We start from the raw sequence: 23509 nt of genomic DNA on the forward strand, positions 1-23509 counted from the left end.
TAAAATAATGTTGCCTTGATCAAGCTTCACGACAAGATTTTTAAACCCTATCTCAAGGAAGAGCAAATTCTTGGGGCCATCGAAAAAATGGCTGCAGAAATTGCCAAGGATTACAAAGATGAGACCCCGCTTTTTGTGGGCGTGCTCAACGGAGCCTTTATGTTTGTCTCCGATTTTTTGAAGGCCTATCAATACCCTTGTGAGGTTTCCTTTGTGCGATTGAGCTCGTATCAAGGCCTTACTTCAACAGGAATTGTAGAAACCTTGTTGGATGTGCCTGAAGAGATTGAGGGCAAGAGCGTCATTATTTTGGAAGATGTGGTGGATACGGGAAGGACACTGAAACAGTTGGTGCACCTGTTTTCCCAGACCAACGCTAAGGAATTTAAGATTGCCACGCTTTTTTATAAATCGGACATGTACAATGGCGAATACGCCATTGATTATGTAGGGTTGGACATCCCCAATAATTTTATTGTGGGTTATGGTTTGGATTATAATGAGCAAGGGCGAAATCTAAGAGAAGTATACCAATTAAACCAAGCAGATATGATCAACCTAGTGCTCTTTGGAAAACCAGGCGCAGGAAAAGGAACCCAAGCACAGTTCCTAAAGGAAAAATACAATTTAAAACATATTTCAACCGGGGATGTGTTCCGCTACAACATAAAAAACGGAACAGATTTGGGCAAATTGGCCAAATCTTACATTGATAAGGGTGATTTGGTACCTGATGAGGTCACCATTGACATGTTGAAGGATGAGGTGGAGAAAAACCCAGAGGCAGCAGGCTTTATTTTCGATGGATTTCCCAGAACGGATGCCCAAGCAGAGGCATTGGACAACTTTTTGGAGTCCAAGGATATGAAAATAAATGCCACTATTGCTTTGGAAGCCGATGATGATGTGTTGGTAGCTCGACTGTTGGAAAGAGGTAAGAGCAGTGGTCGTTCCGATGATCAAGACGAAAGTAAAATCCGAAACCGCTTTGACGAATACAATCAAAAAACAGCTCCATTGAAAGCTTTTTATGAAAAGCAGGGCAAGTTTCATTCCGTGAATGGCATTGGAGATATCAAAGAGGTCACAGAGCGGTTGTGTGCTATTATTGACAAGCTGTAGGCAATGAAGCACACTCTTTTCTTTTTCATTCTAATTTTAGGTTTTTCATGCAATTCAAAAGACCAGTGGGTTGATGACCTGAACAATTCGGTTAAGGCATATAACAAGAATGCAGAGCTTGAAGAAAAAGAGTATTTGGTAGATTCTGGGACGTCCACAGCTATTTTTGTAGCTCCCTATAAAGAACAGAATGGATTACGAAAGACTGTTTTTAGGCACATGCGAACAGAAATAATGTACTTTGAACGCCATATTTTTTTTGAAGGGGACGATATTGTGTATGAACACCACATGGGGATTGCGCCAAGATTGGTAAATGAGGGACTTGGTGTAAAAGCTTCCAATTATTTAATTTTCAACAAGCAGAGCTTTTTTAAGGATGATGCGGTTGGAAAACAATACCGTCAACAAAAACTGGTTGAAGAATTTGTGGGCAAGGACTCCGTACTCCCCATTGTGCAAAACCTTGATATTGAGGAATCTTTCCTGTATCATGAAGATTATCTAGAGATAAAGAACTATCTTAAGGATATTGAGGCTTTAGAACGTATAGAAGAATGACCGAAGGCAATTTCGTGGATTATGTAAAAGTATATGTCTCCTCTGGAAATGGAGGGAAAGGCTCTACGCATTTACACCGCGAAAAATATGTCGCCAAGGGTGGGCCTGATGGTGGCGATGGCGGAAGAGGAGGCCATGTCATCATTAAAGGCAACAAAAACCTTTGGACGCTTTACCACTTTAAGTTCAAGAAACATTTTAAGGCGGGTCATGGAGAACATGGTAGTAAAAACCGGAGTACCGGAGCTGATGGGGCAGACGTTTATATGGAAGTACCGCTGGGAACCGTGGTAAGAGATACTGAAACCAATAAAGTGTTATTTGAGATCACCGAGGACCAAGAAGAGAAAATCATCTTGGAAGGTGGAATGGGAGGCCGGGGCAACTGGCACTTTAAAAGTGCCACCAACCAAACTCCACGGTATGCCCAACCTGGAATTCCTGGTCAGGAAAACCAAGTAACCCTTGAGCTAAAAGTCTTGGCTGATGTGGGTCTTGTAGGCTTTCCCAATGCCGGAAAATCCACGCTACTTTCTGTAATGACCTCGGCAAAGCCCAAGATTGCCAATTACGAATTCACAACCCTGAAACCCAATTTGGGCATTGTGGAATATCGCGACTTTAAGAGTTTTGTGATGGCCGATATTCCCGGTATTATTGAGGGAGCCGCCGAAGGCAAGGGCTTGGGGCATTATTTTCTGCGCCATATTGAGCGTAATGCCACTTTACTTTTTTTAATTCCGGCGGATAGCAAGGATGTCAGTCAGGAATATGCCATATTATTGGATGAATTGAGACGATACAATCCAGAGCTCTTGGACAAAGGTCGATTGGTGGCCATTTCTAAATGTGATATGTTGGATGATGAACTCATTGCCGAAATGCGTGAGGAAATGAAAGAGGATTTTAAGGATGTGCCCTATATGTTCATCTCATCAGTAAGTCAATTGGGCATTCAGGAACTCAAGGATAAACTCTGGGAGCTGTTGAACGAATAACAGCACTTATTCCATTCCAATAGTCAAATATTCATTATTTTTAGTGGTAATCCAGATGTTTCTATCATGCGGTACCTACTTTCCATAGCATTTTGTTGTTTTTTGGCATCATGTTCTTCCATTAAGGTGAACTACGACTACGACAAGGGGACTGACTTTTCCAACTATACCACCTACAACTATTTTTCGGATATGGAAACGGGTCTGAGTCAATTGGATGAGCGAAGATTGATACGTGCCTTGGATTCAACTCTACAGTTTAAAGGATATCGTTTGGCTGAGGAGCCCGAATTTTTCATCAATATCCTCAGCAGTGAATACCAAAGTGCCCCTAATAGTTCAGTGGGTATTGGTATGGGTGGAGGTGGACGAAATGTAGGCGGAGGTGTTTCCGTTGGCTTACCCATTGGAAATGGAGGTGTACAGCGTCACATACAGTTTGATTTTGTGGATGCCCAACGGGATGCTTTGTTCTGGCAGGCTTCCACGGAAAGTGGTTATAGAGATAATGCTTCGCCAAGTGTGAGGGAAGACCGACTACAAGCTTTAGTAAAAAAGGTATTTTCAAAGTTTCCCCCTGAAAACTGATTGAGTACCCTTCATCACCTTCAGAATACCGTTGTTGCCCATAGTGCAGTGGGATAGGTTTGTTTTTGCCAATACATTTAGAATCAATATGTAACAAAAGAGCATAAACCCAGTCTTATTTTTTATAGCAAAACTAAATTTCAATCAAACAATTAAAACAACACGTATGAAAACAACACAAAAGATCAAATTGGTCTTCGGGTTTTCCCTGTTCCTATTTTTGGGAACTCTGGTTCAAGCCCAAGAAAAACCAGGGGACAGCACTTTGGTAAGTTCGGAAGAAGAACTACAATCCCTAGCTGCATTAGATCAAGGCGATTACCGGTACACCGTTGAGGACTATTTTGGCAACCCAAAGGCCTTTACATTCCGATTTTCCCCTGATGGAAAATATCTTTCCTATAGAGAAAGTGATGAAAACGGAAAACGTCACATTTATGTGAAAAACTTGGAAACCAATGAAGTCAAAAGGGCCATAGAGGAAAAAGAAGAATTGGTAAGGGTATATGGCTGGCTCAACAATGAACGGCTATATTTTTCAATGGACACCGGAGGAGATGAGAACTACCATATCTATGCTGTTGATTTAGATGGCGGCAATTTAAAGGACCTTACGCCATTTGATGGGGTACGTGCGGATTTCAACGAACTCTTGAGAGATGACAAAGAACACATTATTGTGGATTTGAACAAGAACAATGCCCAAGTGTTTGAACCCTACAAGCTGAATGTGATCACAGGGGAGATTACACAATTATACACCAATGACGACCCAGTAAATCCCATTCTGGGATACGATTTTGATAAATATGGAAAGCTGAAAGGGTTTGCAAAACTGCGAGATGGTGTGGAGCAAGATATCTACTATGAAGATGGTGAAGGTGGATTTAAAGTATTGAAACAACTCAATTGGAAAGATAATTTCTTTATAGCAGATTTTAATTATGCCACGGAATATCCACATGATGCCTACGTGGTTTCCAATTTGGACAATGACAAAGCTGAAGTGCAACTCTATGACCTCAAGGAGAACAAAATCATTAAAAAGGTTTTCTCGCATGATCAATATGATGTACAAGAAGGAGGTATTTCCAGAACCCGTAATCATGAGATAGACTACTTTTCCTATGAAGGTGAAAAAAGTGTGATAGTTCCCGTAAGCGATGTGTTCAAAAAAATGGACGCCAAAATAAAAGAAGAACTTCCCGGAATGCAGTATGATATTTTGGACAGCACGGAGGATGAAAACTTGTATATGCTCTATGTAGATAGCGATAGGGTCTACGGCATCTACTACGCCTACAATGTGGCCGAAAATAAGTTAACAGAGTTATATAACACCATGCCCCAGCTAAGAGCGCAAGATATGGCCGAAATGCGCCCCATTACCTTTACCAGTAGGGATGGCATAACCTTGCACGGTTATATTACCATGCCCAAAGCAGCTTTGGCAGGTGAAAAAGTGCCTGTAATTGTTAATCCTCATGGTGGTCCACAAGGAATCCGTGATTCTTGGGGATTTAACCCAGAAGCGCAATTGTTCGCTAGTAGAGGATATGCTACGCTTCAGGTGAATTTTAGAATTTCTGGCGGTTATGGACGCGAATTTTTGGAGTCGGGATTCAAAGAAATAGGAAGAAAAGCCATGGACGATGTTGAGGATGGACTTAAATATGTTGTGGAACAAGGCTGGGTAGATTCCAAAAAAGCCGCTATTTATGGCGGAAGCCACGGAGGGTATGCCGTTTTAAGGGGGTTGACAAAGACTCCAGATTTATATGCTTGTGGTGTGGATTATGTTGGGGTGTCCAATTTGTTCACCTTTATGAAGACCATTCCGCCCTATTGGAAGCCCTATCTAAAAATCATAAAAGAGATTTGGTATGATGAGGACATTCCCGAAGAGAAGACAATCATGGAAGAAGTTTCCCCTGTATATCAAATTGATAAAATTAATAAACCATTGTTTGTGGTACAGGGTGCCAATGATCCACGGGTAAATATTGACGAATCTGACCAAATTGTAAGTGCCTTGCGCGAAAAAGGCTATGATGTACCCTATATGGTAAAATATGATGAAGGACATGGATTTGGAAAAGAGGAAAACCGATTGGATCTCTATAAATCCATGATGGGTTTTTATGCCAAGCATTTGGGGCAACAAGAAATACCCCAACCTTTAAAAGATTAGGGAAATCATAGATATTGAATGGAAAAGGGGCCTTTGTGGCCCTTTTTTATTTTTGACTGCTTCAATAAAATCTGATTTACCGTTCGTATATGCATTTTTACCACTGCCCATAATCTCCTTTTATATAGGGGTAAAGTCCTCTACTTTAGCATCATACAAAACCATTAAAGCAAAACACAATGATCGCACTGGCAAAAATTATGATATCCCTCTTGATGGATATTCTGTTATAAACCGATTTTTAAACTTTTAAAACCAATACAATGAAAAAACACAGTACAACGCAGAAAATAATTATGGGAATTGGAATTGTGGGTGCCTTGATCGGATTCTATGGTAAATGGACCGGATGGGCTTACGATGACTATTTTGCGTTCTTCTATACCGGAATGACCATGGTTTGGATAACATTTTTACCCTCTAGTAGATCCTGTTGTATCCCTTTTTGGAAAAAGAGCATTAAAAAACAGCAGTAAAGGAATTCTACAGGTTGCATAGCAAAGAGTATATTTGGGTTATCACTGATTCTATTTCATGGAATTGAGCACAAAAAAAAGAAACTACGTTTTTTGGATACTTCAACTTTTGGGTTGGGGTTTCATTAACACCATCTCCATTTTTGTGGTAAAGGGTATTAGTCCCCAATTGCTACTTTATTCCGTGGTTATGGGTACCTTTCTAGGTATTTTTACCACTTCGTTGCTTCGATGGTACTTAAAGCGAAATGTGCAGTTTGAATCGTTTGGCGGGAAGGATTTCATAAAAATCTTAGTGTCTTTTTTGTTCACTGCATTCCTTTTTGGCATTTTAAACACGCTATTCGGCTTCCTATACGTTAAATTGGGGCCAACATTGACCGAAACCGAGCGTCAAATCTTTGAGAATTATGATAATCTGGGAATTCAAATATTGAATTCAGTTTTCATGATTGGAGCTTGGACAGTGACCTATTTGGTCATTAAGTTGTTGTTGAAACTCAATCAAGACCGTATTGAGCGCTTGGAACTGAACACTCATTTAAAACAGGCCCAGTTGAATACCCTTAAGGGACAGATCAACCCGCATTTTATGTTCAATAGCCTCAACAACATTCGTGGGCTTATGCTGGAGGATGTGGAGAAATCCCGTGAAATGTTGACCAAACTCTCCGAGATTTTGCGATACTCCCTCACCAAGAACAACATAAATGCCATTTCGGTACACGAAGAACTGGAGGTGGTGGACAATTACATTGATCTTTCCAAAATTCAATTTGAGAATCGCTTGGAATTCATTAAAAATGTGGAAAGTGATACGTTGGATTTGCAGATTCCTCCCATGATAATACAATTGCTAGTGGAGAATGCCATTAAGCATGGAATTTCCAATTTAAAACATGGGGGAACCATCACCTTGAATATCAAAAAAGAGGAAGCGGCCTTGGTCATTCAAGTTAGGAATACAGGTAAACTTCAAATTGCGAAAGATTCCACACAATTGGGGTTGAAAAACATTGAACAACGTTTAAAGCTGCTCTATGCTGACAAGGCCTTCTTTAATTTAGAAGAGATTTCCGATGAGGTGGTGGCACACATTAAAATTCCATTGGCATGAAGATAAAAGCTGTAATTGTGGAAGATTCCAGGTTGGCCCGAAACGAACTGAAGGAACTCATTAAAAAGTATGGGGAAATTGAGTTGTTGGGCGAAGCGGAAAACGTGGACAACGGTTTTGACCTTATTCAAGAAGCAACACCAGATCTATTGTTTTTGGACATCAATATGCCCGAAAAGGATGGGTTTGAACTCCTGGAAATGCTGGATGAGGTGCCTATTACTATTTTTACCACTGCTTTTGACGAGTATGCCATTAAGTCTTTTGAATATAATGCATTGGACTATTTGTTGAAACCCGTTAGCGAGAAACGTTTTGCGATGGCCTTGGACAAGGTCAAGGCCAAGATGGAGAATACTGATCAGAGCAAAGGTGCTGAAACCAAAAAGCTATCCGAGAGCAGTCAGATTTTTATAAAGGATGGAGAATCTTGCTGGTTGGTAAAGATTGGCGATATTGCCCTGTTTGAAATTGTAGGGAACTATACCCGGGTCTATTTTGAGGATAAAAAGCCATTATTGTACAAATCGCTTAACCAAGTAGAGGAAAAACTTCCAGAGACTTCTTTTTTTAGGACCAATCGGCAGCAAATTGTGAATACCAACTTCATAGAAAATGTAGTGCCCTGGTTCAATGGCAAGTTAAAATTGACCTTAAAAAACGGAGAAGAAGTTGAAGTGTCGCGAAGACAATCCTATATCTTCAAGGATAAAATGAGCCTTTAGGTGTGTCTAAAATTAAAAAGACCTTCAAATTGAAGGTCTTTTAGTTCTATGGCTTTAGTAAACCCGCATATCGGTCTTTATACCCCACTAGGGCCAAAATGTTCAATATCAACAACGCCAGGGCAGGACCTATTCCCTCTGGCAATAATGTGGCATGGAACAATACCGCATTTATGGAAACGCTCATTAAAATTATGGCCATCAGAGCGCCATATTTGTTTAAAATAAACGAAAGACCTGCCAAAATTTCCACAATGGCTACCAATTTTAGGGTATATGAGGATGAGACAGCACCAAAAAAGGCAATGACAGAATCGGGCATTTCACCTCCCATGGGAATGAAACTTAAAAATTTGTTCAGTCCAAATACTAGGACAAATATTCCCAATAATATGCGGACTACCATAAAAACTTTTGAACTCATAGGTGTAATTTTTGTTGGTTACATAATAGAAATATACAAAAATTAAGAATATGATAATTCAATACGGATTTTTTCTACAAGGAGGGAGCAACAATTACATGGATTTTAACAACCCTCCATCAATGGGAATGTTGGTTCCGGTAATGTAAGCAGCTTGTTCAGATACCAAAAAAGTAACCAGATATCCATATTCTTCTGGTTTTCCTATTCGTTTCATGGGGACTTTCTCTTCCATTGCAGAAAGTACTTCTTCGGGAGATACTCCCATTTTTTCGGCCTTTTTGGTGTTTAGTTGGGCAATTCGGTCAGTATCAAAATAGCCGGTCAAAACACTGTTCACCGTAATGCCATCTTGGGCCACATCAAAGGCCAAACTCTTGCCCCATGTCACCACAGCAGCTCTAATGGTATTGGAAAGAGCCAAATAGTTTAAGGGTTCTTTTACGGATATTGATGCTACATTAATGATCCGCCCCCACTTGTTTTGCTGCATGTGCTTTAGCGCAAGTTCTGTGGTATAGACCACCGACTTAAACAATAAGTCAAAAGCTCCTTGATAATCATCAACGTCTTTTTCCAGTGCCCCGCCACCCTCCGGGCCTTGGGTATTATTAACTAAAATATCAATGGTGTTGCTTTCAAAATAGGATGAAATGACCTTTTTAAATGCATCAAAATGGGAAAAATCAACCACCAAATACTGATGTTTTTGGCCTTGGGAGCTATCCATTTCCTGAATTAATTTCTTCATCCGTTCCTCATTTCGCGCCATCAGGGTGACACTAGCTCCACTTTCGGCCAATTGCCGAGAAATGGCTTCACCAATTCCTTTACTACTCCCGCCCACAAGGGCTTTTTTTCCTTTCAGTGAAATGTTCATGGGTTATCTATATTCGTCTCTTGTTGGACTAAAAATGTCCATTAATTTACATTTTGTAAGTGCTTTTCCGCTATGTGGTACATTAGAAGGAATAATGACCACATCACCAGAACGGTATGTATTTGTCTTTCCGTCCAAGGTAAATTCAAAACTACCTTCTACCACATGCATGATCTGCTCATGGATATGAAAATGCTCAGGTACTTCCGCATCTTGGTCCACATCCCAAAACGCCCAACTCATGCGTTCTCCATGCACCATTTTTGCGTGGTAGCCAGGCATAATTTCCTTGGATTTGATTTCTGATAGGTTCATCGTTTTCAATTTTACGCCAATATAAAAATTAATAAGATGGATTCTTTGTTTGGATTGGTTTTGCCATTGGCTATTTTTGACGGATAAACACAATTGATGAATATCCATTTTATTGCCATAGGGGGGAGTGCTATGCACAATTTGGCCTTGGCCTTGGAGCACAAAGGGTACAATATCACTGGAAGCGATGATGTTATTTTTGAACCTTCCAAAAGTAGGTTGGAAGCCAAGGGGTTGTTGCCCGACAGTTTTGGTTGGTTTCCCGAAAAAATCCACAATCGTCTGGATGCTGTTATTTTGGGGATGCATGCCAAACCCGATAATCCAGAGTTGCTCAAGGCACAGGAAATGGAGCTAAAGTTGTATTCTTATCCTGAGTTTTTATATGAGCAGTCCAAATACAAGACCCGAGTGGTCATTGGAGGAAGTCACGGTAAGACTACCATCACTTCCATGATTTTGCATGTTTTGGACTACCATGACATTGAAGTGGACTATATGGTGGGAGCCCAATTGGAGGGTTTTGACCGCATGGTGCATTTGACCGAGGAGAATGATTTCATCATATTGGAAGGAGATGAATATTTATCCTCTCCTATTGACCGAAGACCAAAATTCCACCTATATCAACCCAATATCGCATTATTGAGTGGTATTGCCTGGGATCATATCAATGTCTTCCCCACTTTTGAGACGTATGTGGAACAGTTCCAGATTTTTGTGGATGGCATTGTAAAAGGGGGGAGTATCACGTATAATGAAGAAGATTCAGAACTGGTCAAAGTTGTTGAGGCCACCGAAAATACCATTCGAAAATTTCCGTACCAAACTCCTGAGTACAGTGTGGAAGATGGTGTCACTTTGCTGCATACTCCAGAAGGAGAAATGCCCATTGAAATTTTTGGGAAACACAATCTGAATAATCTTGCGGGGGCCAAATGGATTTGTCAGCAAATGGGAGTGGACGAAGCTGATTTTTATGAAGCCATTGCTTCTTTCAAGGGAGCATCCAAACGATTGGAAAAGATTGCCGAAAGCAAAAATAAAGTGGTGTATAAGGACTTTGCCCATTCACCCAGTAAAGTAAAGGCGACCACTCATGCGGTTAAGGAGCAGTATCCTGAGCGAAAGCTGATAGCCTGCTTGGAACTCCATACCTACAGTAGCTTAAATGCGGGCTTTTTGGAAGAATACCAAGGTGCATTGGATGCCGCCGATAAAGCTGTGGTTTTTTATTCCCCAGATGCAGTGAAGATCAAAGGATTGGAGGAAGTTACCGCAAAACAGATTGCGAAAGCCTTTCAAAGAAAGGACATCGAAATTTATACAAATACGCAAACCTTTCAGGACTATCTTTTTGGGCAGAACTTTGATAACACAGCTTTGTTGTTGATGAGTTCGGGGAACTATGGGGGGTTAAATTTTGAAAGGATAAAAGAAATCTTCGAATAAGCACCTTCTGAAATTTTGTCAGGGTTATGGTTAGGGAATGGTAATTGCTTGTAAATCTGGGTGAAACAATTTTTAACCAAGCTTTTTTTGTATCTCAAACGGCTTTCGTCAATTGCAATGATTGCATTCATGCTTGGTATTTCCAATGTTTTCTTGCAAGAAGATAGAATGATTAACGACTCGCGTAAAAAATTGGAGCAGAAAAAAATTCAAGATGAGGATGACCAGCTTTAATCAAAAACCTCTACACAAAACCTTTGAATCAAATCCTAAATTGCCTTAGATGATGGTCTAGGTGCTTATATTCCAATTGCCCCCATTGATCGTAGGTTAAATGTCCAAAAGCTGGGTGTGGATCCCTGTCTTTTTTTATCCTTTCCTCATGGAAGTCATTGACTAGGGCAACCAATTTATCTTTTTCTACCTTGAAATCACGCTTATCTTCCACCTTAAAACCCGGTGCTGTGGGGAGATTGTGTTTCCATGGCTTATCATTGTACATACTTTTCTTAAAACCTTTATACAACAGTCGCATAAAAAAATTGGGCTTTTTTATTGTATGTTTGCCTAAAGCTATCTTCAAGGGATACTGACAGTGGCGCAGCATTTGTCCAACCTCCATTTTGCCCCACTCCCTTTGAGAGGATTCAGAAAGTTTATTGATTCTATTTAAAATTTCGGTGTGGGTTTCAGAGTCGAAAAGGGATTTCATATACCTTGATTTCTTTACCCTGAAAATTACATAAATTAATCTTCTATCTTTAAGGCATGCAAGAAAAAGTGGTCTCCTTTTCCATCAAAAACTGGGCAGATGATGATAAGCCAAGGGAAAAATTGGTTCAAAAAGGAAGTTTTGTGCTCTCCGATGCAGAACTGATTGCCATTCTTATCGGTTCTGGGAACAAAGATGAAAGCGCAGTGGAACTGTCTAAACGGATTTTGGCCTCGGTGGGGCATAATTTGAACGAGCTGGGGAAGCTTACCGTAAATCAATTGAAAAAATTTAAGGGCATTGGCGAGGCCAAAGCGGTGACTATTGCAGCTGCCCTGGAAATGGGTCGGCGTAGAAGAGGGGAAGAAGCCCAAAAAGTGACCAAGGTTTCGGCCAGTAAGGATGTCTTTGAGTTAATGTATCCGTTGATGGGCGAATTGCAGCATGAAGAGTTTTGGATTGTGTATTTGAACAATTCCAACAAAGTCATCCATAAATCGCAATTGAGCAAAGGAGGTATTACCGGGACATTGGTTGATGTGCGATTGGTACTCAAACAAGCTTTGGATCTTGGGGCTGTGGGGATAATACTGGCGCATAACCATCCTTCGGGCACCCTAAAACCCAGCGCGGCCGACAAACAGATTACCGATAAGTTAAAAAAGGCATCAGAAGCGTTGGATATAAAAATACTGGACCATTTAATTTTGGCCCAGCATCATTACTTTAGCTTTGCAGACCAAGGAATATTGTAGTTGATTCAATTTTATGCTATTACTCTTTACCCATAAGGTTACCAACAGACTTACCTATACGGCAAGGCATATTTTTGAGGAAATATTGGGTATTGAAGTGGCATTTACCACCAAGGTTGAAGATTTCATCAAGCATTCCGGTCCAAAGATGACCTATTCCAAACAACCCCTTCAGAATGAATTCTTTCTCAGGAGCAACGATCTGTTGTTTGAACAGGGCATTAACGATCTGGACATAAAAGTATCCGATTGGGAAGGGATTCCATGTTTTTTTGCAAGTGGTGAAAAAAGTACTGTCCCGTATGATATTTTTTCTGCGAGTTTCTTTCTTTTAAGTCGATACGAAGAGTATTTGCCCCACGTCAAGGATAGTGTGGGTCGATTTCCTGTGAAGGAAAGCATCGCCTACCAAAACAATTTTTTGGAACTCCCTGTGGTAGATCTTTGGGCTTACAAATTACTTGACCTTCTTAAAGAGCGTTTTCCCGATATAGAAAATAAGGAACGGACGTATGATTTTACCTCCATCATTAATGTGACCACCTCCCACTGTTATGCCATGAGGGGTTTGGCCAGAAGCTTGGGTGGCTTTTTCCTGGATTTGGGAAGATTTAACTTTAGGGCATTGGTATATCGACTTTGGGTGCTTCTTGGTCTAAAGAAGGATCCTTATGATAACTTTTATGAGTTGGTGGACATCCATAAAAAGTTCCCAATAAAAACCATGTTCTTCTTTCAGTTTGCCAAGCATTCCGCGCACGATAAGAACATATCACCAAACAATAACAAGTTTAGATATCTTATAAAATCCATAGCAGATTATAGTATTGTTTCCCTGAGCACCTCTTTTTTGTCTTCCACGAACAAAACTGTCTTGTTGGAAGAAAAAAAACGGCTGAGCAACCTTATCAACCGGCCTATAAATTACGCCAGACTCAGGTACAATAGGGTCAGTGTGCCCACCACCTATCGGAATTTGGTGGAAACAGAATTCACCGATGATTTTTCCATGGGCTATACCCACGAGATTGGCTTTAGGGCTGGAACCTGTACCCCCTTTCATTTTTACGATATTAATATGGAGGTGCGGCAACCGTTGAAGGTACATCCTTTTGCCATTCATGATTATGCGTTGGTGAACTTTAAAAAAAGGGATGAGATTTTTGAGAAGTTGGATAGGGTATATCGATTAGTGAAGCAGGTGAACGGGGATTTTGTCATTGTGTTTTCCAATGAGCTTTTGGGTAGCAAGCACAAGTTGGACTGGATGGAGCTGTATCAATCATTTTTAAAGCGCTATTATGTTTGAGCACCGTGTTACCGATGTCTTTTTTGATTTGGACCACACGCTTTGGGATTTTGAAAAAAACTCAGCCCTCACTTTTCAAAAAATCCTTACCCAAAATTCGGTAAAAGTAGAGCTGGAAGCTTTTTTGGGCGTTTATGCCCCCATTAATCTAGAATATTGGAAACTGTACCGGGAAAACCGAGTGACCAAAGATGAACTTCGATTTCAGCGACTAAGGCGGACTTTTGATGCCATTGGGGCAGTGGTACAAGACGATCTTATTCACATTCTGGCTCACGAATACATTGAGCACCTCTCCACCTTTACATATTTGGTGCCCAATGCGGTGGAGGTTTTGGAATATCTATCACCAAAATACCGATTGCATATCATCACCAACGGGTTTCAAGTAGTGCAAGAAAAAAAAATGATCGGGAGTAACATTCACCGGTACTTTGAGCAAATTGTAAATTCGGAAATGGCAGGGGTAAAAAAGCCTCATCCCTATATTTTTGAGTTGGCTCTTACCAAGGCCAATGTTGACCCAAAAAACACCATTATGGTGGGCGACAGCTTAGAGGCCGATATCCTGGGAGCACAGGCTATGGGAATGCAAACCATTCATTTTAACAGCAATGGAGAGCCTGATCATAACCACGGTATAATGATTAACAATTTGGGTGAAATAAAAAGCATTTTGTAGAGTTATAGTAGGGTATGGTGCACTTCTACTGTTTTTAAAGAAAAATATTTGTTATGAAACGGTTGTTCCTGCGTCTACTCACGGGGTCTGCGCTTTTTTGCATCTTACTGTCTTGCTCTGAGGAGCAGGATTTTGATCAGTTCGATGATCTCTCCATTACTCCCACAGTGGCATCCAGTGTTTTTTATTTAGAATCAGATGAGGAAACCATCAATGCTGTTCCAGCAGGGCCATTCTATTACCAAACGGTAAATTTTGATGCCTTCAATGAGGAGTATGTGGCAGAACGGCTTCTGGAAGGCACCATGATTTACGAAATTGAAAATACAACCAGCAAACGACTTCAAATCGGCATTGAATTTTTGGACGAAGGAGGAAATGTCATCGATGTGGAACTTTTTAGTATTGAACCCAACCTTCCGGAAACATTTACAAGGGAAGTGGCCTACGGCCCAACCGGGAAGAGTTTGAATATTCTAACAGCTACCGACGGTCTCCGAATTTCTGGAAATAACCAGAGCGATACCAACAGTGTTTCCAACGCTTCTGAACCCAAGGTTATTTTAAGATCGGCTGCTGAATTCTTATTTCGACTAAAATGAAGAGAATTCGGTTGTTTTTATATATATCACTCTTGGGAGTTGTATCAGTATGTGCCCAAAACAAGCAATTGCTCTACGACTTTGTTGAGATTCCCCAATCTTTAATGGTAAATCCAGGGGTAAAAACATCGGAAAAATGGCATACCGGTGTGCCGTTCATTTCTGGGTTGGCTTTTCAAGCAGGGACGAGTGGCGTAACTGTGAACGACCTTTTTGCCAATGATGGCATTGACTTTACCACCAAGGTTCGGGAGCGCGTGTTGGATGCCATGACCCATAGGGACGATTTTAGTACTACAAGCCAAATAGAAGGATTTAATGTTGGGTTCAGAGGTAAAAATAGGCCTGATGACTACTATTCCTTTGGAATATATGGCGAAACAGATATTATTGTGTATTGGCCCAGGGACTTGGCCATTTTGGCATTCGAGGGCAATGGAGGTGCCAATATTGGAAGAAATTTTGATTTAGGGGATGTAAGTCTTCGGGGCGAAATGATAAACGTGTTCCAATTTGGAGTCAACCGAAAAGTCAGTAATACCCTCACGGTTGGTGCACGGGCAAAATTGTATTCCAGTGTCTTCCAGTTTCAATCAATAGGCAATTCAGGGTCTTTTAGAACCACCCAAGGGCAGGACAACATTTATGTAAGCACAATTACGGCCGATATGCAACTACAAACTGCAGGGGTCAAAGAAATTTTCGACATTTTGGATGATGACTCCCGAAGTGCGAGGGAAGAATTGCCCCTGCTCTTTGCAAAACGGGTGCTTTTTGGCGGAAATCTTGGTCTTGGTTTCGATGCAGGGTTCAGTTATAATCTAAATCCACAAACCACCATAACTGCAAGTATCCTAGATGTTGGCTTTATTTATCAGTCCAAAGACCTCCAAAACTATACCCTTCGCGGTAGTGCCAGTACCGAAGGGATTACTGTATTCTTGCCAGAAGACATCAACAATGTTAACAATGACCTGTGGCAAGATTTGGTGGACGATATTGAGGAGTCTCTCCCCTTTGAAGAGAATTCGGAAAGTTATATTTCCCTTAGACCCGTTAAAGCCTATGGATCTATCAGGTACGATTTTGGTGAAGGGGGTAACGGTTTTGACGATTGCTACTGCAGCATTTACAGGGATGGCGGCAGTAATCGTGATTTTTATCCCAACAGTGTAGGGGGGCAGCTTTATATGATAAAAAGACCCCGTGGCATTCAAGCGGCATTGACCGGATTCTATCAACGCCGGTTTGGGAGGGTACTTTCCTTAAAGGGGACTTATACGGTGGACAAATATTCGCTCACCAATATAGGGTTGGGGCTAAATCTTCAGGCAGGGCCCATTAATTTTTATGTGTTGGCCGATAATCTTCTGAGTTACCGCAATGTGGCCAATAGCCATTACGCTTCTTTACAGTTCGGATTTAATATCATATCTTGGAACGGTAATTGAGGAAACAACTATATGAAGAAAAAAATAGTATTTACGCTGGTGTTTGTTTTGGTGACAAGCATGGCTATGAAAGGGCAGTTGAACGAGTATAAATATATTATCGTTCCCAAAAAATTTGAGACGTTCAAAAAAGAAAATCAATATATGACCAGTACCATGGTCAAACATTTGTTTACCCAAAAGGGCTTTACCCCAGTTTATGATGATGCGCTGCCCGAAGACTTGGCAAACAACAGGTGCCTAGGTCTTTTGGCCAGTTTATCAGATGATTCTTCCATGTTTTCTACTAAGGTAACAGTCATATTAAAGAACTGTCAGTCTATTGAGGTGTATAGGACTATGGAAGGAAAAAGCAAGGTAAAAGAATATACAGGTGCTTATAAAGATGCCCTTGAAAACGCTTTCACTTCGTTTGATGCAATGGACTATGCCTATACCCCTAAAAAATCAGAAGTAAAAGAAGTGGCTGAGCAACCTATTACCGTGAGTTTTAAGGACGATGTGAAAAAATTGGACGAAGAACCCCAAACCACCATGGTTGTAAAACAGGAAGCCACTCTGGAAAACCAAAGCTATGAAAGTATTGAACCTAAGTCTTCCACATACACCCAACCTAGTGTAAAAAGTGTACAGCCAACCTCCACTGTTTCTGGTTTGTTGTATGCCCAACCCATTGATAACGGATACCAATTGGTGGATAGCACTCCCAAAGTGGTGATGAAGCTCATGTCAACCTCCATGGAAAATGTGTTCTTGACCGATTATCAAGGAAACAGTGGCATGGTGATGCAAAAAGATGGAAAGTGGTTCTTGGAATATGCCGAAGGTGGCGAAAAGAAGTTAAAGGAACTCAACATCAAGTTTTAGAACCCGTATTTGTCCTTCCAACGTTTTTTTAGAAATTCCCGCATGGCATTTTCCCTTGGGTTATTTCCTGGGCGATAAAAAGCGGTACCCGAAATCTCCTCTGGAAGGAACTCAAAGTCTGCAAAGTTGTTTTCGTGGTCATGGGCATATTGGTAGCCTATTCCGTACCCAATATCCTTCATCAATTTGGTGGGAGCATTTCTAATGGCCAAGGGTACCGATAGGTCGCCGGTCAACCGTACTTTTTGTTGCGCCTCGTTAATGGCCGCATAGCTAGCATTGCTCTTGGGTGAACTGGCCAAATAGGTAGCGCATTGGCTTAAAATGATTCGTGCTTCGGGATAGCCAATAGTGTTCACCGCTTGAAACGTAGTGTTGGCCAATACAAGGGCCGTTGGATTGGCATTGCCAATATCTTCGGAAGCCAAAATCACCATTCTTCTGGCAATGAACTTTACATCCTCTCCGCCTTCAATCATTCGGGCTAGCCAGTACACGGCGGCATTGGGGTCGCTTCCTCGAATGGATTTTATAAAAGCCGAGATAATATCATAATGCTGTTCACCAGTTTTATCATAAAGCACGGTGTTCTTTTGCACCTTGTTCAAAACCGATTGATTGGTAATGGTGACCTCTTTTGTATTTTCGGAGTTGACAATAAGCTCAAAAATGTTCAATAATTTTCTGCCATCGCCGCCTGAGAGTCGAAGCAATGCTTCCGTCTCTTTAAGATTGATTTTTTTGTCTTTCAGAACTTTATCGGTTTTCATGGCCCTGTTCAAAAGAGCTTCTAAATCTTCTTTGTCAAAAGGATTTAGGATATAAACTTGGCATCGGGATAAAAGTGCAGGAATCACCTCAAAACTTGGATTTTCGGTAGTGGCTCCGATTAAAGTAACCCACCCTTTTTCCACCGCACCCAATAACGAATCTTGTTGCGACTTGCTAAATCGATGAATCTCGTCAATGAACAAAATAGGATTTTTGGCCGTGAACAGTCCGCCACTCTGTTTGGCTTTTTCAATCACCTCTCGAACATCCTTAACCCCACTGCTGATGGCACTCAGTGTATAAAAAGGCCGCTGGCTCTCACTGGCAATGATGTTGGCCAAAGTGGTTTTTCCGGTTCCCGGAGGCCCCCAGAAAATCAAAGAAGGAATTACGCCATTTCGTATTTGGTTGGTCAAGGCACCTTTTGGCCCCACCAAATGCTGTTGACTGATGTAATCCTCTAATGTTTTGGGACGTATACGTTCTGCCAAGGGTTCATTCATGCCGATAAAAATAAGACAATTTTAGAGGTATAAAGGACATCTCCACACCAGCGTTTTCAACAAACCTGACAATTTGTGTAAATTCATGTCCGTGGTCAGGTAATTGATATACCAAGCATATGCAGGCAAATGAACATTTCAAATTTTCCAATGGGGTTGTTTTGGCACCCTTACTTGCCGTGTTAGCCATTTGGACCGTATTTTGGGTTGAAGTCAAGTTTGGCATCAACTTTAATGATTATGGAATTTACCCCAGAAGAATTTCAGGGTTAAAAGGAGTCTTGCTAAGCCCATTCATCCATGGTTCTGTAGAGCATTTGTACAACAACACCATTCCTCTTGCGGTTTTAACGGCTTTTCTGTTTTATTTCTATCAAAAAGCAGCCTTACGGGTTTTTGTTTATGGAATCTTGATTTCGGGGCTACTTACTTGGATCATTGCACGACCATCCTACCATATTGGGGCTAGTGGGGTCATTTATGTGTTGGCCAGTTTTATTTTTTTCAAAGGTGTTTTTGCGAAGCATTATAGGTTGGTGGCCCTTTCCTTGGTGGTTGTTTTTATTTATGGAAGCATGTTGTGGTATATTTTTCCGGTACGGGAGAATATTTCATGGGAAGGCCATCTAGCGGGGTTCATTACAGGATTTGTTTTGGCCCTGACCCTAATCGTGAAAGTTCCGGTTGAAAAAAAGTTTGAATGGGAGCGGGAGGACTATAATGAAGAGGACGACCCTTTTCTAAAACATTTTGATGAGGACGGGAACTTTATTGAAACTACGGAAGAGCCGCATAATCAAATCCAAATAAAATACCATTACAAAAAGGACAACGAAGGCAACATTTAACCTCTTCGTTGCCGTACCACTTCATACAAAAACACCCCACAGGCCACCGAAACATTGAGAGAGCCAATACTTCCCAAAAGGGGTAGTTTTGCGGTACGATCTAAAATATTGAGGATGGATGGCGAAATACCCCTATCCTCTGAACCCATGACGATGGCGCATGGTTGGTTAAAGTCCACTGCGTAGATTTCATCTTCGGTCTTTTCGGTGGCACCCACAACACTGATTCCCGATGATTGTAGATAGAATATGGCATCCTTGAGGTGGTCTACCTTGGCAATGGGCACATTAAAAGCTGCTCCGGCAGATGTTTTTACGGTGTCATCGGTGATGGGAGCTGCTCCACTTTTAGGGATGATAATGGCATGTACCCCACAGCATTCTGCGGTTCGAATAATGGCGCCAAAATTACGCACATCCGAAACTTGGTCCAATAGCAAGAAAAAGGGCATTTTTTCCTGTGTTATCACATTTTCCACCAAAGTTTCAAATTCATGGAATTGTACGGGTGAAATCTGAGCCACTACCCCTTGGTGGTTGTTTCGGGTAAGCCGGTTGAGTTTTTCAATGGGTACATAAGAAGCACTGATACCATTTTTTCTAATGGTCGACTCCAATTCCTTAAAAAGCTCACCTTTAAGGCCTCTTTGCAGAAATATCTTGTTTATGGGCTGGTTGGCCTCCATGGCCTCCATTACAGCCCTTATTCCATAAATCTGGTCACTCATTTCCTTGGATCAATTGTTGAATGCTGCAAATATATCACGAAGAAATCTTGTGGGCACCCATGGGGCCATTATTTGTGGTATGTAACAAGAGGGTCTCGTTTTTGGCATTGGTGATCAGCTCAACACTTTTTACATTGCCCCCCATAAAAAGCCCGGAATCTGGATAGGGTACGCTGATGTACCCATTGTTTCCGTTAGAAAGTAGAATCACTCCGGATAGGGCATCCAATCGGGGCGTTTCCACCTCAGTTTCATAAATGTTGCCTACGGCAATGATATCGTCATACCCATCTTGATTAAGGTCGGCAACAGCGCAATCCAAAATTGGAATGGTCTGCCCCGCTACAGGGAGGATATGCTTTTCAAAAACAAGATTGCCTTTGTTGACCAATACAACAGACTCGAGTTGAGTCACTGTACTTTCATAGGAGGTTTTCAACTTCTCTCCATAAATGTCCACCAAACTGGCGTTGGCAAATTCGGAATAGGTCTGGAATTTTTCCTTGATAAAAGGCATTTGTTGCGATGAGCATTCCCTTCCGCGAACAGGCACAAAAGTTCCATGGTATTTTTTGCTCAATACAATGTCATTGGTACCGTTTTCATCAAAATCGGTGGCATATACCTTGAACGGTTTTTCTTCTGAAGCCTTGAACTTGATATTAAGGCCCACATTACCGATCACATAATCTTTTAGACCATCCTTGTTCACATCAGTCTCGGTAACAGAGAACCACCATCCTTGTTCACTAAGCATAGAGTCTTCTTGCCCCATATTTTTAAAAGTTCCCTGGTTATTGATAAAAACCCCGATTCCGGTCCATTCGCCTACAGCGATAAAGTCGGGCCAGCCATCATTGTTCACATCTGTGGTCTGGATGTCATTTACAATACCAAAATCTTGGAATTCCGGTGCTATTTGCTGGGTAACATCTACCAGTTCGCCATCCCTATTTTCAAATAAAACAGAAGTTTGTGGTTTTGGATATTGTTTGGGAACCACCCGATTACCTACCAGAATGTCATTATCTCCATCTTTATCAAAATCTATGATGGAAACCGATTTTCCATTTTTGGGAAGCTTGGACAGTGCATCGCTTTGCAATCTTGTAAATTGCCCCCGGCCATCATTGATATAGATTCTGTCTGCGTGATAGGATGAATTTTCAGCAAATTCGTTTCCGCCACTGACCACATATAAATCCATATCAGCATCGCCATCAAAATCAAAAAATACGGATTCCATATCCTCAAATTGGGCATCATTGGAGAGGGAAGGGGAGTTCAACTTTGAAAACCCGCTATTAGATTGTACATAGAATTGTCCAGCTTGCCCAGAAGCGCCTCCTACGTGAATATCTTCCAACCCATCGCCATTGATATCACCTTTGGTGATAAAGGGTCCCAGATTGGATTGTTTATAAGGGAGAAGGATTTCCGTTTCAAAATCGTCATACACATTTTCGGTATGGACAAAGTCCAATCCCAATGCTTTGGCATCGAATCCAGTAAAATAGATGTTCTTTTCTGATTTGGAAGGAATGGGTACGGTGGCGTCACTTTCATTGAAGGTAAGTGTGGAATTCGCTGGTACGTTGAATTTTTGTTCCATTTTGCCAGATTTCCAATATACCGTCACTGTATCCACTGTATTTTGATGGGCAAGCCCAAAAAAGGCTTTGGGCTCTTGGGCGGAACGGTAGCCACGGACCCTTTTTACTTCAACCATCTGTGAAGTATTGCCCGTACTGACCTTGACTTTGGCAAATTCCTCGGAGGAATCCCCATTGGTAATGACCTTTAGGTAATTTCCGCGTTCCTCCTCAACGGAAAGGTTTTGGTACACAAATGCGGATTCATCCATGTTATTGATGATAATGTCAAGATCACCATCATTGTCCAAATCTCCGGAAGCGGCACCATTACTGAACGAAAAATCATCCAAGCCCCAATCTTTGGCAACATCATCATAAATGAGCTCTGAGGTTCTCTTGTACATGATGTTGGGGAGTTTTTCAGAGGGCATGGACTCATAGAGCTGCTGTTTTACTTCCAAAGGAACATTTTGACCATATTTTTGTCTCGCCTCAAAGACCTTTCCCTGCAGATCGTTATCCAAGGCATAACGGCGATACCCATTGGTAACATGGATTTCCTTGTGCCCGTCCAGATCAAAATCGTTCATGAGTACAGACCAGCTCCAATCGGTATTGGCCACACCGGACAGTTGCGAAATATTGCTGAATTTGTTATTGCCCATGTTTTTTTGGAGGGAGTTGTACATATATTGATAGTGGTATCCGGCCTTGTTCACCAAATAATCGAATCGTTTGGTGTTCATAGAGGCCATCAGTGTTTTGGAACGTACATGGTCGTTAGCGGCCATGTCCAGCACAAAAATGTCCTGAAGGTCATCATTGTCCAGATCGGCAATGTCCACGCCCATACCGTAAAAAGAGATTTGGTCAGTGGTTTCTTTAATGTGGTCTGAAAAAGTGCCATTTTGATTGTTGATGTAAAGTGCATCAGGCAAATAGTAGTCACTGGCCATATAGATATCCATCCATCCATCTTCATTAATATCGGCAACAGCAAGCCCAAGGCCAAAGATGGGTTTGTCAAGACCAGCGGCTTTGGTAATATCAGTGAAAGTTCCACCATCGTTTCTGTAAAGGTGGGATGAATTAAAATAGGCGGTTTCCGCATCGGAATTCACATAGCGGTTAAAGCTGATTGGATCCATGCCATAGAGTTCGTTCTCGTTCATGACAAGACAGTCCAGATCACCATCTTTGTCCATATCAAAAAAGACAGATTGGGTACTGATACCCATATCGGCAAGCCCATATTGTTCTGCCTGCTCCTCAAATGTTCCATCTTGTTGGTTAATGAACAATAGATTTTTTCGTCTGTCCCGGGTATTGGGCCCACCTTGGGAGACGTAGATATCCATCCATCCGTCTTGATTTATATCGGCAAAAGTTACCCCATTGGACCATATTTTCCCGGTGTTGATTTGAGCCTTTTCTGAAACATCTTTGAAAACAAGGTTACCTTGGTTTAAATACAGGGTGTTGTTGACTTGGTTTCCGCAGAAAAAGACATCCAGGAGGCCATCATTGTTCAGGTCTTCCATTCCTACTCCAGCCCCGTTGTAGAAATAATCGTAATCGAAAAGGTTATTCAGGCTGGCTACATCATGGGTAATGGTATTGGAAAATGATATACCGCTCTCCTGCGCACTTATTTTTTTGAAAATGGGATCAATATTTTCCAAATCTGTATCTGATTTGGACATTTCCTTTTCTTTCTTTGAATCGGCGCAACTTGAAAGTAGTACCAAAACCAATATGGCTCGAAAAAAATTTCTCATAATTAATAATGATATGTTTTTGTCGAATGATTTATGCTGCAATTACCAATTTTTTTAGC

The 23509-nt window shown here is 41.3% G+C and carries 23 protein-coding genes; 16 read left to right on the plus strand and 7 right to left on the minus strand.

Features of this window, described 5'->3' with window-relative positions:
* Positions 1 to 15 precede the first annotated feature (15 nt).
* From J0X14_RS05235 to J0X14_RS05270, 8 genes are all read left to right on the plus strand, one after another.
* Positions 16 to 1122: an adenylate kinase gene (locus J0X14_RS05235; RefSeq protein WP_207096729.1), complete on the plus strand. Its 1107-nt coding sequence runs from the start codon at positions 16 to 18 to the stop codon at positions 1120 to 1122.
* A gap of 3 nt (positions 1123 to 1125) precedes the next feature.
* The gene (locus J0X14_RS05240; protein ID WP_207096730.1) at positions 1126 to 1683 is read left to right on the plus strand and encodes a hypothetical protein; all 558 of its coding nucleotides are present in this window, start codon (positions 1126 to 1128) and stop codon (positions 1681 to 1683) included.
* Positions 1680 to 2681: a GTPase ObgE gene (gene obgE / locus J0X14_RS05245; RefSeq protein WP_207096731.1), complete on the plus strand. Its 1002-nt coding sequence runs from the start codon at positions 1680 to 1682 to the stop codon at positions 2679 to 2681. The genes J0X14_RS05240 and obgE overlap by 4 nt, the downstream gene beginning before the upstream one ends.
* A gap of 66 nt (positions 2682 to 2747) precedes the next feature.
* Entirely contained in the window at positions 2748 to 3269 is a 522-nt protein-coding gene (locus J0X14_RS05250; protein ID WP_207096732.1) for a DUF4136 domain-containing protein, read from the plus strand.
* Positions 3270 to 3435: 166 nt separating this feature from the next.
* Positions 3436 to 5460 (plus strand): alpha/beta hydrolase family protein, encoded by a 2025-nt coding sequence (locus J0X14_RS05255; protein WP_207096733.1) that lies wholly within the window; start codon positions 3436 to 3438, stop codon positions 5458 to 5460.
* A 263-nt stretch (positions 5461 to 5723) separates the two neighbouring features.
* On the plus strand, positions 5724 to 5936 hold the full coding sequence (locus J0X14_RS05260) for a hypothetical protein (protein ID WP_207096734.1): 213 nt from the start codon (positions 5724 to 5726) through the stop codon (positions 5934 to 5936).
* Positions 5937 to 5994: 58 nt separating this feature from the next.
* On the plus strand, positions 5995 to 7053 hold the full coding sequence (locus J0X14_RS05265; protein WP_207096735.1) for a sensor histidine kinase: 1059 nt from the start codon (positions 5995 to 5997) through the stop codon (positions 7051 to 7053).
* Positions 7050 to 7778 (plus strand): LytR/AlgR family response regulator transcription factor, encoded by a 729-nt coding sequence (locus J0X14_RS05270; RefSeq protein WP_207096736.1) that lies wholly within the window; start codon positions 7050 to 7052, stop codon positions 7776 to 7778. Before J0X14_RS05265 ends, J0X14_RS05270 begins: the two co-directional genes overlap by 4 nt.
* A gap of 46 nt (positions 7779 to 7824) precedes the next feature.
* Here J0X14_RS05270 and J0X14_RS05275 read toward each other — a convergent pair whose 3' ends face one another.
* The 3 genes from J0X14_RS05275 to J0X14_RS05285 form a co-directional block, all read right to left on the minus strand.
* Complete coding sequence (locus tag J0X14_RS05275) at positions 7825 to 8202, minus strand: DoxX family membrane protein (protein WP_207096737.1); 378 nt, start codon at positions 8200 to 8202, stop codon at positions 7825 to 7827.
* A gap of 94 nt (positions 8203 to 8296) precedes the next feature.
* Positions 8297 to 9082 carry an SDR family oxidoreductase gene (locus tag J0X14_RS05280; RefSeq protein WP_207096738.1) on the minus strand — a complete coding sequence of 262 codons (786 nt, stop codon included), beginning with the start codon at positions 9080 to 9082 and terminating at the stop codon, positions 8297 to 8299.
* A 3-nt stretch (positions 9083 to 9085) separates the two neighbouring features.
* Positions 9086 to 9397, minus strand: coding sequence for a cupin domain-containing protein (locus tag J0X14_RS05285; RefSeq protein WP_207096739.1), 312 nt, complete (start codon positions 9395 to 9397; stop codon positions 9086 to 9088).
* Positions 9398 to 9493: 96 nt separating this feature from the next.
* Between J0X14_RS05285 and J0X14_RS05290 the strand changes: the two genes are divergently transcribed.
* Positions 9494 to 10849 (plus strand): UDP-N-acetylmuramate--L-alanine ligase, encoded by a 1356-nt coding sequence (locus tag J0X14_RS05290; RefSeq protein WP_207096740.1) that lies wholly within the window; start codon positions 9494 to 9496, stop codon positions 10847 to 10849.
* 262 nt (positions 10850 to 11111) lie between these two features.
* Here the strand turns inward: J0X14_RS05290 and J0X14_RS05295 are convergent, their stop codons facing one another.
* On the minus strand, positions 11112 to 11561 hold the full coding sequence (locus J0X14_RS05295; protein WP_207096741.1) for a DUF1569 domain-containing protein: 450 nt from the start codon (positions 11559 to 11561) through the stop codon (positions 11112 to 11114).
* 56 nt (positions 11562 to 11617) lie between these two features.
* Here J0X14_RS05295 and radC point away from each other — a divergent pair, with 56 nt between their 5' ends.
* From radC to J0X14_RS05325, 6 genes are read left to right on the plus strand one after another with little or no spacing between them, the layout of a single operon-like run.
* Positions 11618 to 12316, plus strand: coding sequence for a RadC family protein (gene radC, locus J0X14_RS05300; protein ID WP_207096742.1), 699 nt, complete (start codon positions 11618 to 11620; stop codon positions 12314 to 12316).
* A 13-nt stretch (positions 12317 to 12329) separates the two neighbouring features.
* Positions 12330 to 13625 (plus strand): polysaccharide deacetylase family protein, encoded by a 1296-nt coding sequence (locus J0X14_RS05305; protein WP_207096743.1) that lies wholly within the window; start codon positions 12330 to 12332, stop codon positions 13623 to 13625.
* Positions 13618 to 14307, plus strand: a complete 690-nt coding sequence (locus J0X14_RS05310) for a YjjG family noncanonical pyrimidine nucleotidase (protein ID WP_207096744.1) — start codon at positions 13618 to 13620, stop codon at positions 14305 to 14307. Before J0X14_RS05305 ends, J0X14_RS05310 begins: the two co-directional genes overlap by 8 nt.
* A gap of 53 nt (positions 14308 to 14360) precedes the next feature.
* Positions 14361 to 14909, plus strand: coding sequence for a hypothetical protein (locus tag J0X14_RS05315; RefSeq protein WP_207096745.1), 549 nt, complete (start codon positions 14361 to 14363; stop codon positions 14907 to 14909).
* A complete protein-coding gene (locus tag J0X14_RS05320) occupies positions 14906 to 16360 on the plus strand; it encodes a DUF5723 family protein (RefSeq protein WP_207096746.1) in 1455 nt (484 codons plus the stop codon). The genes J0X14_RS05315 and J0X14_RS05320 overlap by 4 nt, the downstream gene beginning before the upstream one ends.
* 12 nt (positions 16361 to 16372) lie before the next feature.
* Positions 16373 to 17227 (plus strand): hypothetical protein, encoded by an 855-nt coding sequence (locus tag J0X14_RS05325; protein WP_207096747.1) that lies wholly within the window; start codon positions 16373 to 16375, stop codon positions 17225 to 17227.
* Here J0X14_RS05325 and J0X14_RS05330 read toward each other — a convergent pair.
* Positions 17224 to 18501, minus strand: a complete 1278-nt coding sequence (locus J0X14_RS05330; RefSeq protein WP_207096748.1) for a replication-associated recombination protein A — start codon at positions 18499 to 18501, stop codon at positions 17224 to 17226. The two genes, J0X14_RS05325 and J0X14_RS05330, sit on opposite strands and share 4 nt — an antisense overlap.
* A gap of 119 nt (positions 18502 to 18620) precedes the next feature.
* Here J0X14_RS05330 and J0X14_RS05335 point away from each other — a divergent pair, with 119 nt between their 5' ends.
* Positions 18621 to 19349 carry a rhomboid family intramembrane serine protease gene (locus tag J0X14_RS05335; RefSeq protein WP_207096749.1) on the plus strand — a complete coding sequence of 243 codons (729 nt, stop codon included), beginning with the start codon at positions 18621 to 18623 and terminating at the stop codon, positions 19347 to 19349.
* On the opposite strand, the gene rlmB is transcribed toward J0X14_RS05335, so the two are convergent.
* Positions 19346 to 20077 carry a 23S rRNA (guanosine(2251)-2'-O)-methyltransferase RlmB gene (gene rlmB, locus J0X14_RS05340; RefSeq protein ID WP_207096750.1) on the minus strand — a complete coding sequence of 244 codons (732 nt, stop codon included), beginning with the start codon at positions 20075 to 20077 and terminating at the stop codon, positions 19346 to 19348. The genes J0X14_RS05335 and rlmB overlap by 4 nt on opposite strands.
* A gap of 34 nt (positions 20078 to 20111) precedes the next feature.
* Positions 20112 to 23450 (minus strand): VCBS repeat-containing protein, encoded by a 3339-nt coding sequence (locus J0X14_RS05345; RefSeq protein WP_207096751.1) that lies wholly within the window; start codon positions 23448 to 23450, stop codon positions 20112 to 20114.
* Positions 23451 to 23509 lie beyond the last annotated feature (59 nt).

Origin of the sequence: Allomuricauda sp. CAU 1633, from assembly GCF_017313225.1 — a bacterium.
Classification (GTDB): Bacteria; Bacteroidota; Bacteroidia; order Flavobacteriales; family Flavobacteriaceae; genus Flagellimonas.

What these genes read in the sequence shown, in the direction of transcription:
- J0X14_RS05305 (WP_207096743.1), top strand. Translation starts at nt 12,330, where the DNA reads ATGCTATTACTCTTTACCCATAAGGTTACCAACAGACTTACCTATACG.
- J0X14_RS05330 (WP_207096748.1), bottom strand. Translation starts at nt 18,501, where the DNA reads ATGAATGAACCCTTGGCAGAACGTATACGTCCCAAAACATTAGAGGAT.
- J0X14_RS05275 (WP_207096737.1), bottom strand. Translation starts at nt 8,202, where the DNA reads ATGAGTTCAAAAGTTTTTATGGTAGTCCGCATATTATTGGGAATATTT.
- J0X14_RS05290 (WP_207096740.1), top strand. Translation starts at nt 9,494, where the DNA reads ATGAATATCCATTTTATTGCCATAGGGGGGAGTGCTATGCACAATTTG.
- obgE (WP_207096731.1), top strand. Translation starts at nt 1,680, where the DNA reads ATGACCGAAGGCAATTTCGTGGATTATGTAAAAGTATATGTCTCCTCT.
- radC (WP_207096742.1), top strand. Translation starts at nt 11,618, where the DNA reads ATGCAAGAAAAAGTGGTCTCCTTTTCCATCAAAAACTGGGCAGATGAT.
- rlmB (WP_207096750.1), bottom strand. Translation starts at nt 20,077, where the DNA reads ATGAGTGACCAGATTTATGGAATAAGGGCTGTAATGGAGGCCATGGAG.
- J0X14_RS05270 (WP_207096736.1), top strand. Translation starts at nt 7,050, where the DNA reads ATGAAGATAAAAGCTGTAATTGTGGAAGATTCCAGGTTGGCCCGAAAC.
- J0X14_RS05285 (WP_207096739.1), bottom strand. Translation starts at nt 9,397, where the DNA reads ATGAACCTATCAGAAATCAAATCCAAGGAAATTATGCCTGGCTACCAC.
- J0X14_RS05265 (WP_207096735.1), top strand. Translation starts at nt 5,995, where the DNA reads ATGGAATTGAGCACAAAAAAAAGAAACTACGTTTTTTGGATACTTCAA.
- J0X14_RS05255 (WP_207096733.1), top strand. Translation starts at nt 3,436, where the DNA reads ATGAAAACAACACAAAAGATCAAATTGGTCTTCGGGTTTTCCCTGTTC.
- J0X14_RS05335 (WP_207096749.1), top strand. Translation starts at nt 18,621, where the DNA reads ATGCAGGCAAATGAACATTTCAAATTTTCCAATGGGGTTGTTTTGGCA.
- J0X14_RS05240 (WP_207096730.1), top strand. Translation starts at nt 1,126, where the DNA reads ATGAAGCACACTCTTTTCTTTTTCATTCTAATTTTAGGTTTTTCATGC.
- J0X14_RS05250 (WP_207096732.1), top strand. Translation starts at nt 2,748, where the DNA reads ATGCGGTACCTACTTTCCATAGCATTTTGTTGTTTTTTGGCATCATGT.
- J0X14_RS05280 (WP_207096738.1), bottom strand. Translation starts at nt 9,082, where the DNA reads ATGAACATTTCACTGAAAGGAAAAAAAGCCCTTGTGGGCGGGAGTAGT.
- J0X14_RS05315 (WP_207096745.1), top strand. Translation starts at nt 14,361, where the DNA reads ATGAAACGGTTGTTCCTGCGTCTACTCACGGGGTCTGCGCTTTTTTGC.
- J0X14_RS05295 (WP_207096741.1), bottom strand. Translation starts at nt 11,561, where the DNA reads ATGAAATCCCTTTTCGACTCTGAAACCCACACCGAAATTTTAAATAGA.
- J0X14_RS05310 (WP_207096744.1), top strand. Translation starts at nt 13,618, where the DNA reads ATGTTTGAGCACCGTGTTACCGATGTCTTTTTTGATTTGGACCACACG.
- J0X14_RS05345 (WP_207096751.1), bottom strand. Translation starts at nt 23,450, where the DNA reads ATGAGAAATTTTTTTCGAGCCATATTGGTTTTGGTACTACTTTCAAGT.
- J0X14_RS05325 (WP_207096747.1), top strand. Translation starts at nt 16,373, where the DNA reads ATGAAGAAAAAAATAGTATTTACGCTGGTGTTTGTTTTGGTGACAAGC.
- J0X14_RS05320 (WP_207096746.1), top strand. Translation starts at nt 14,906, where the DNA reads ATGAAGAGAATTCGGTTGTTTTTATATATATCACTCTTGGGAGTTGTA.
- J0X14_RS05260 (WP_207096734.1), top strand. Translation starts at nt 5,724, where the DNA reads ATGAAAAAACACAGTACAACGCAGAAAATAATTATGGGAATTGGAATT.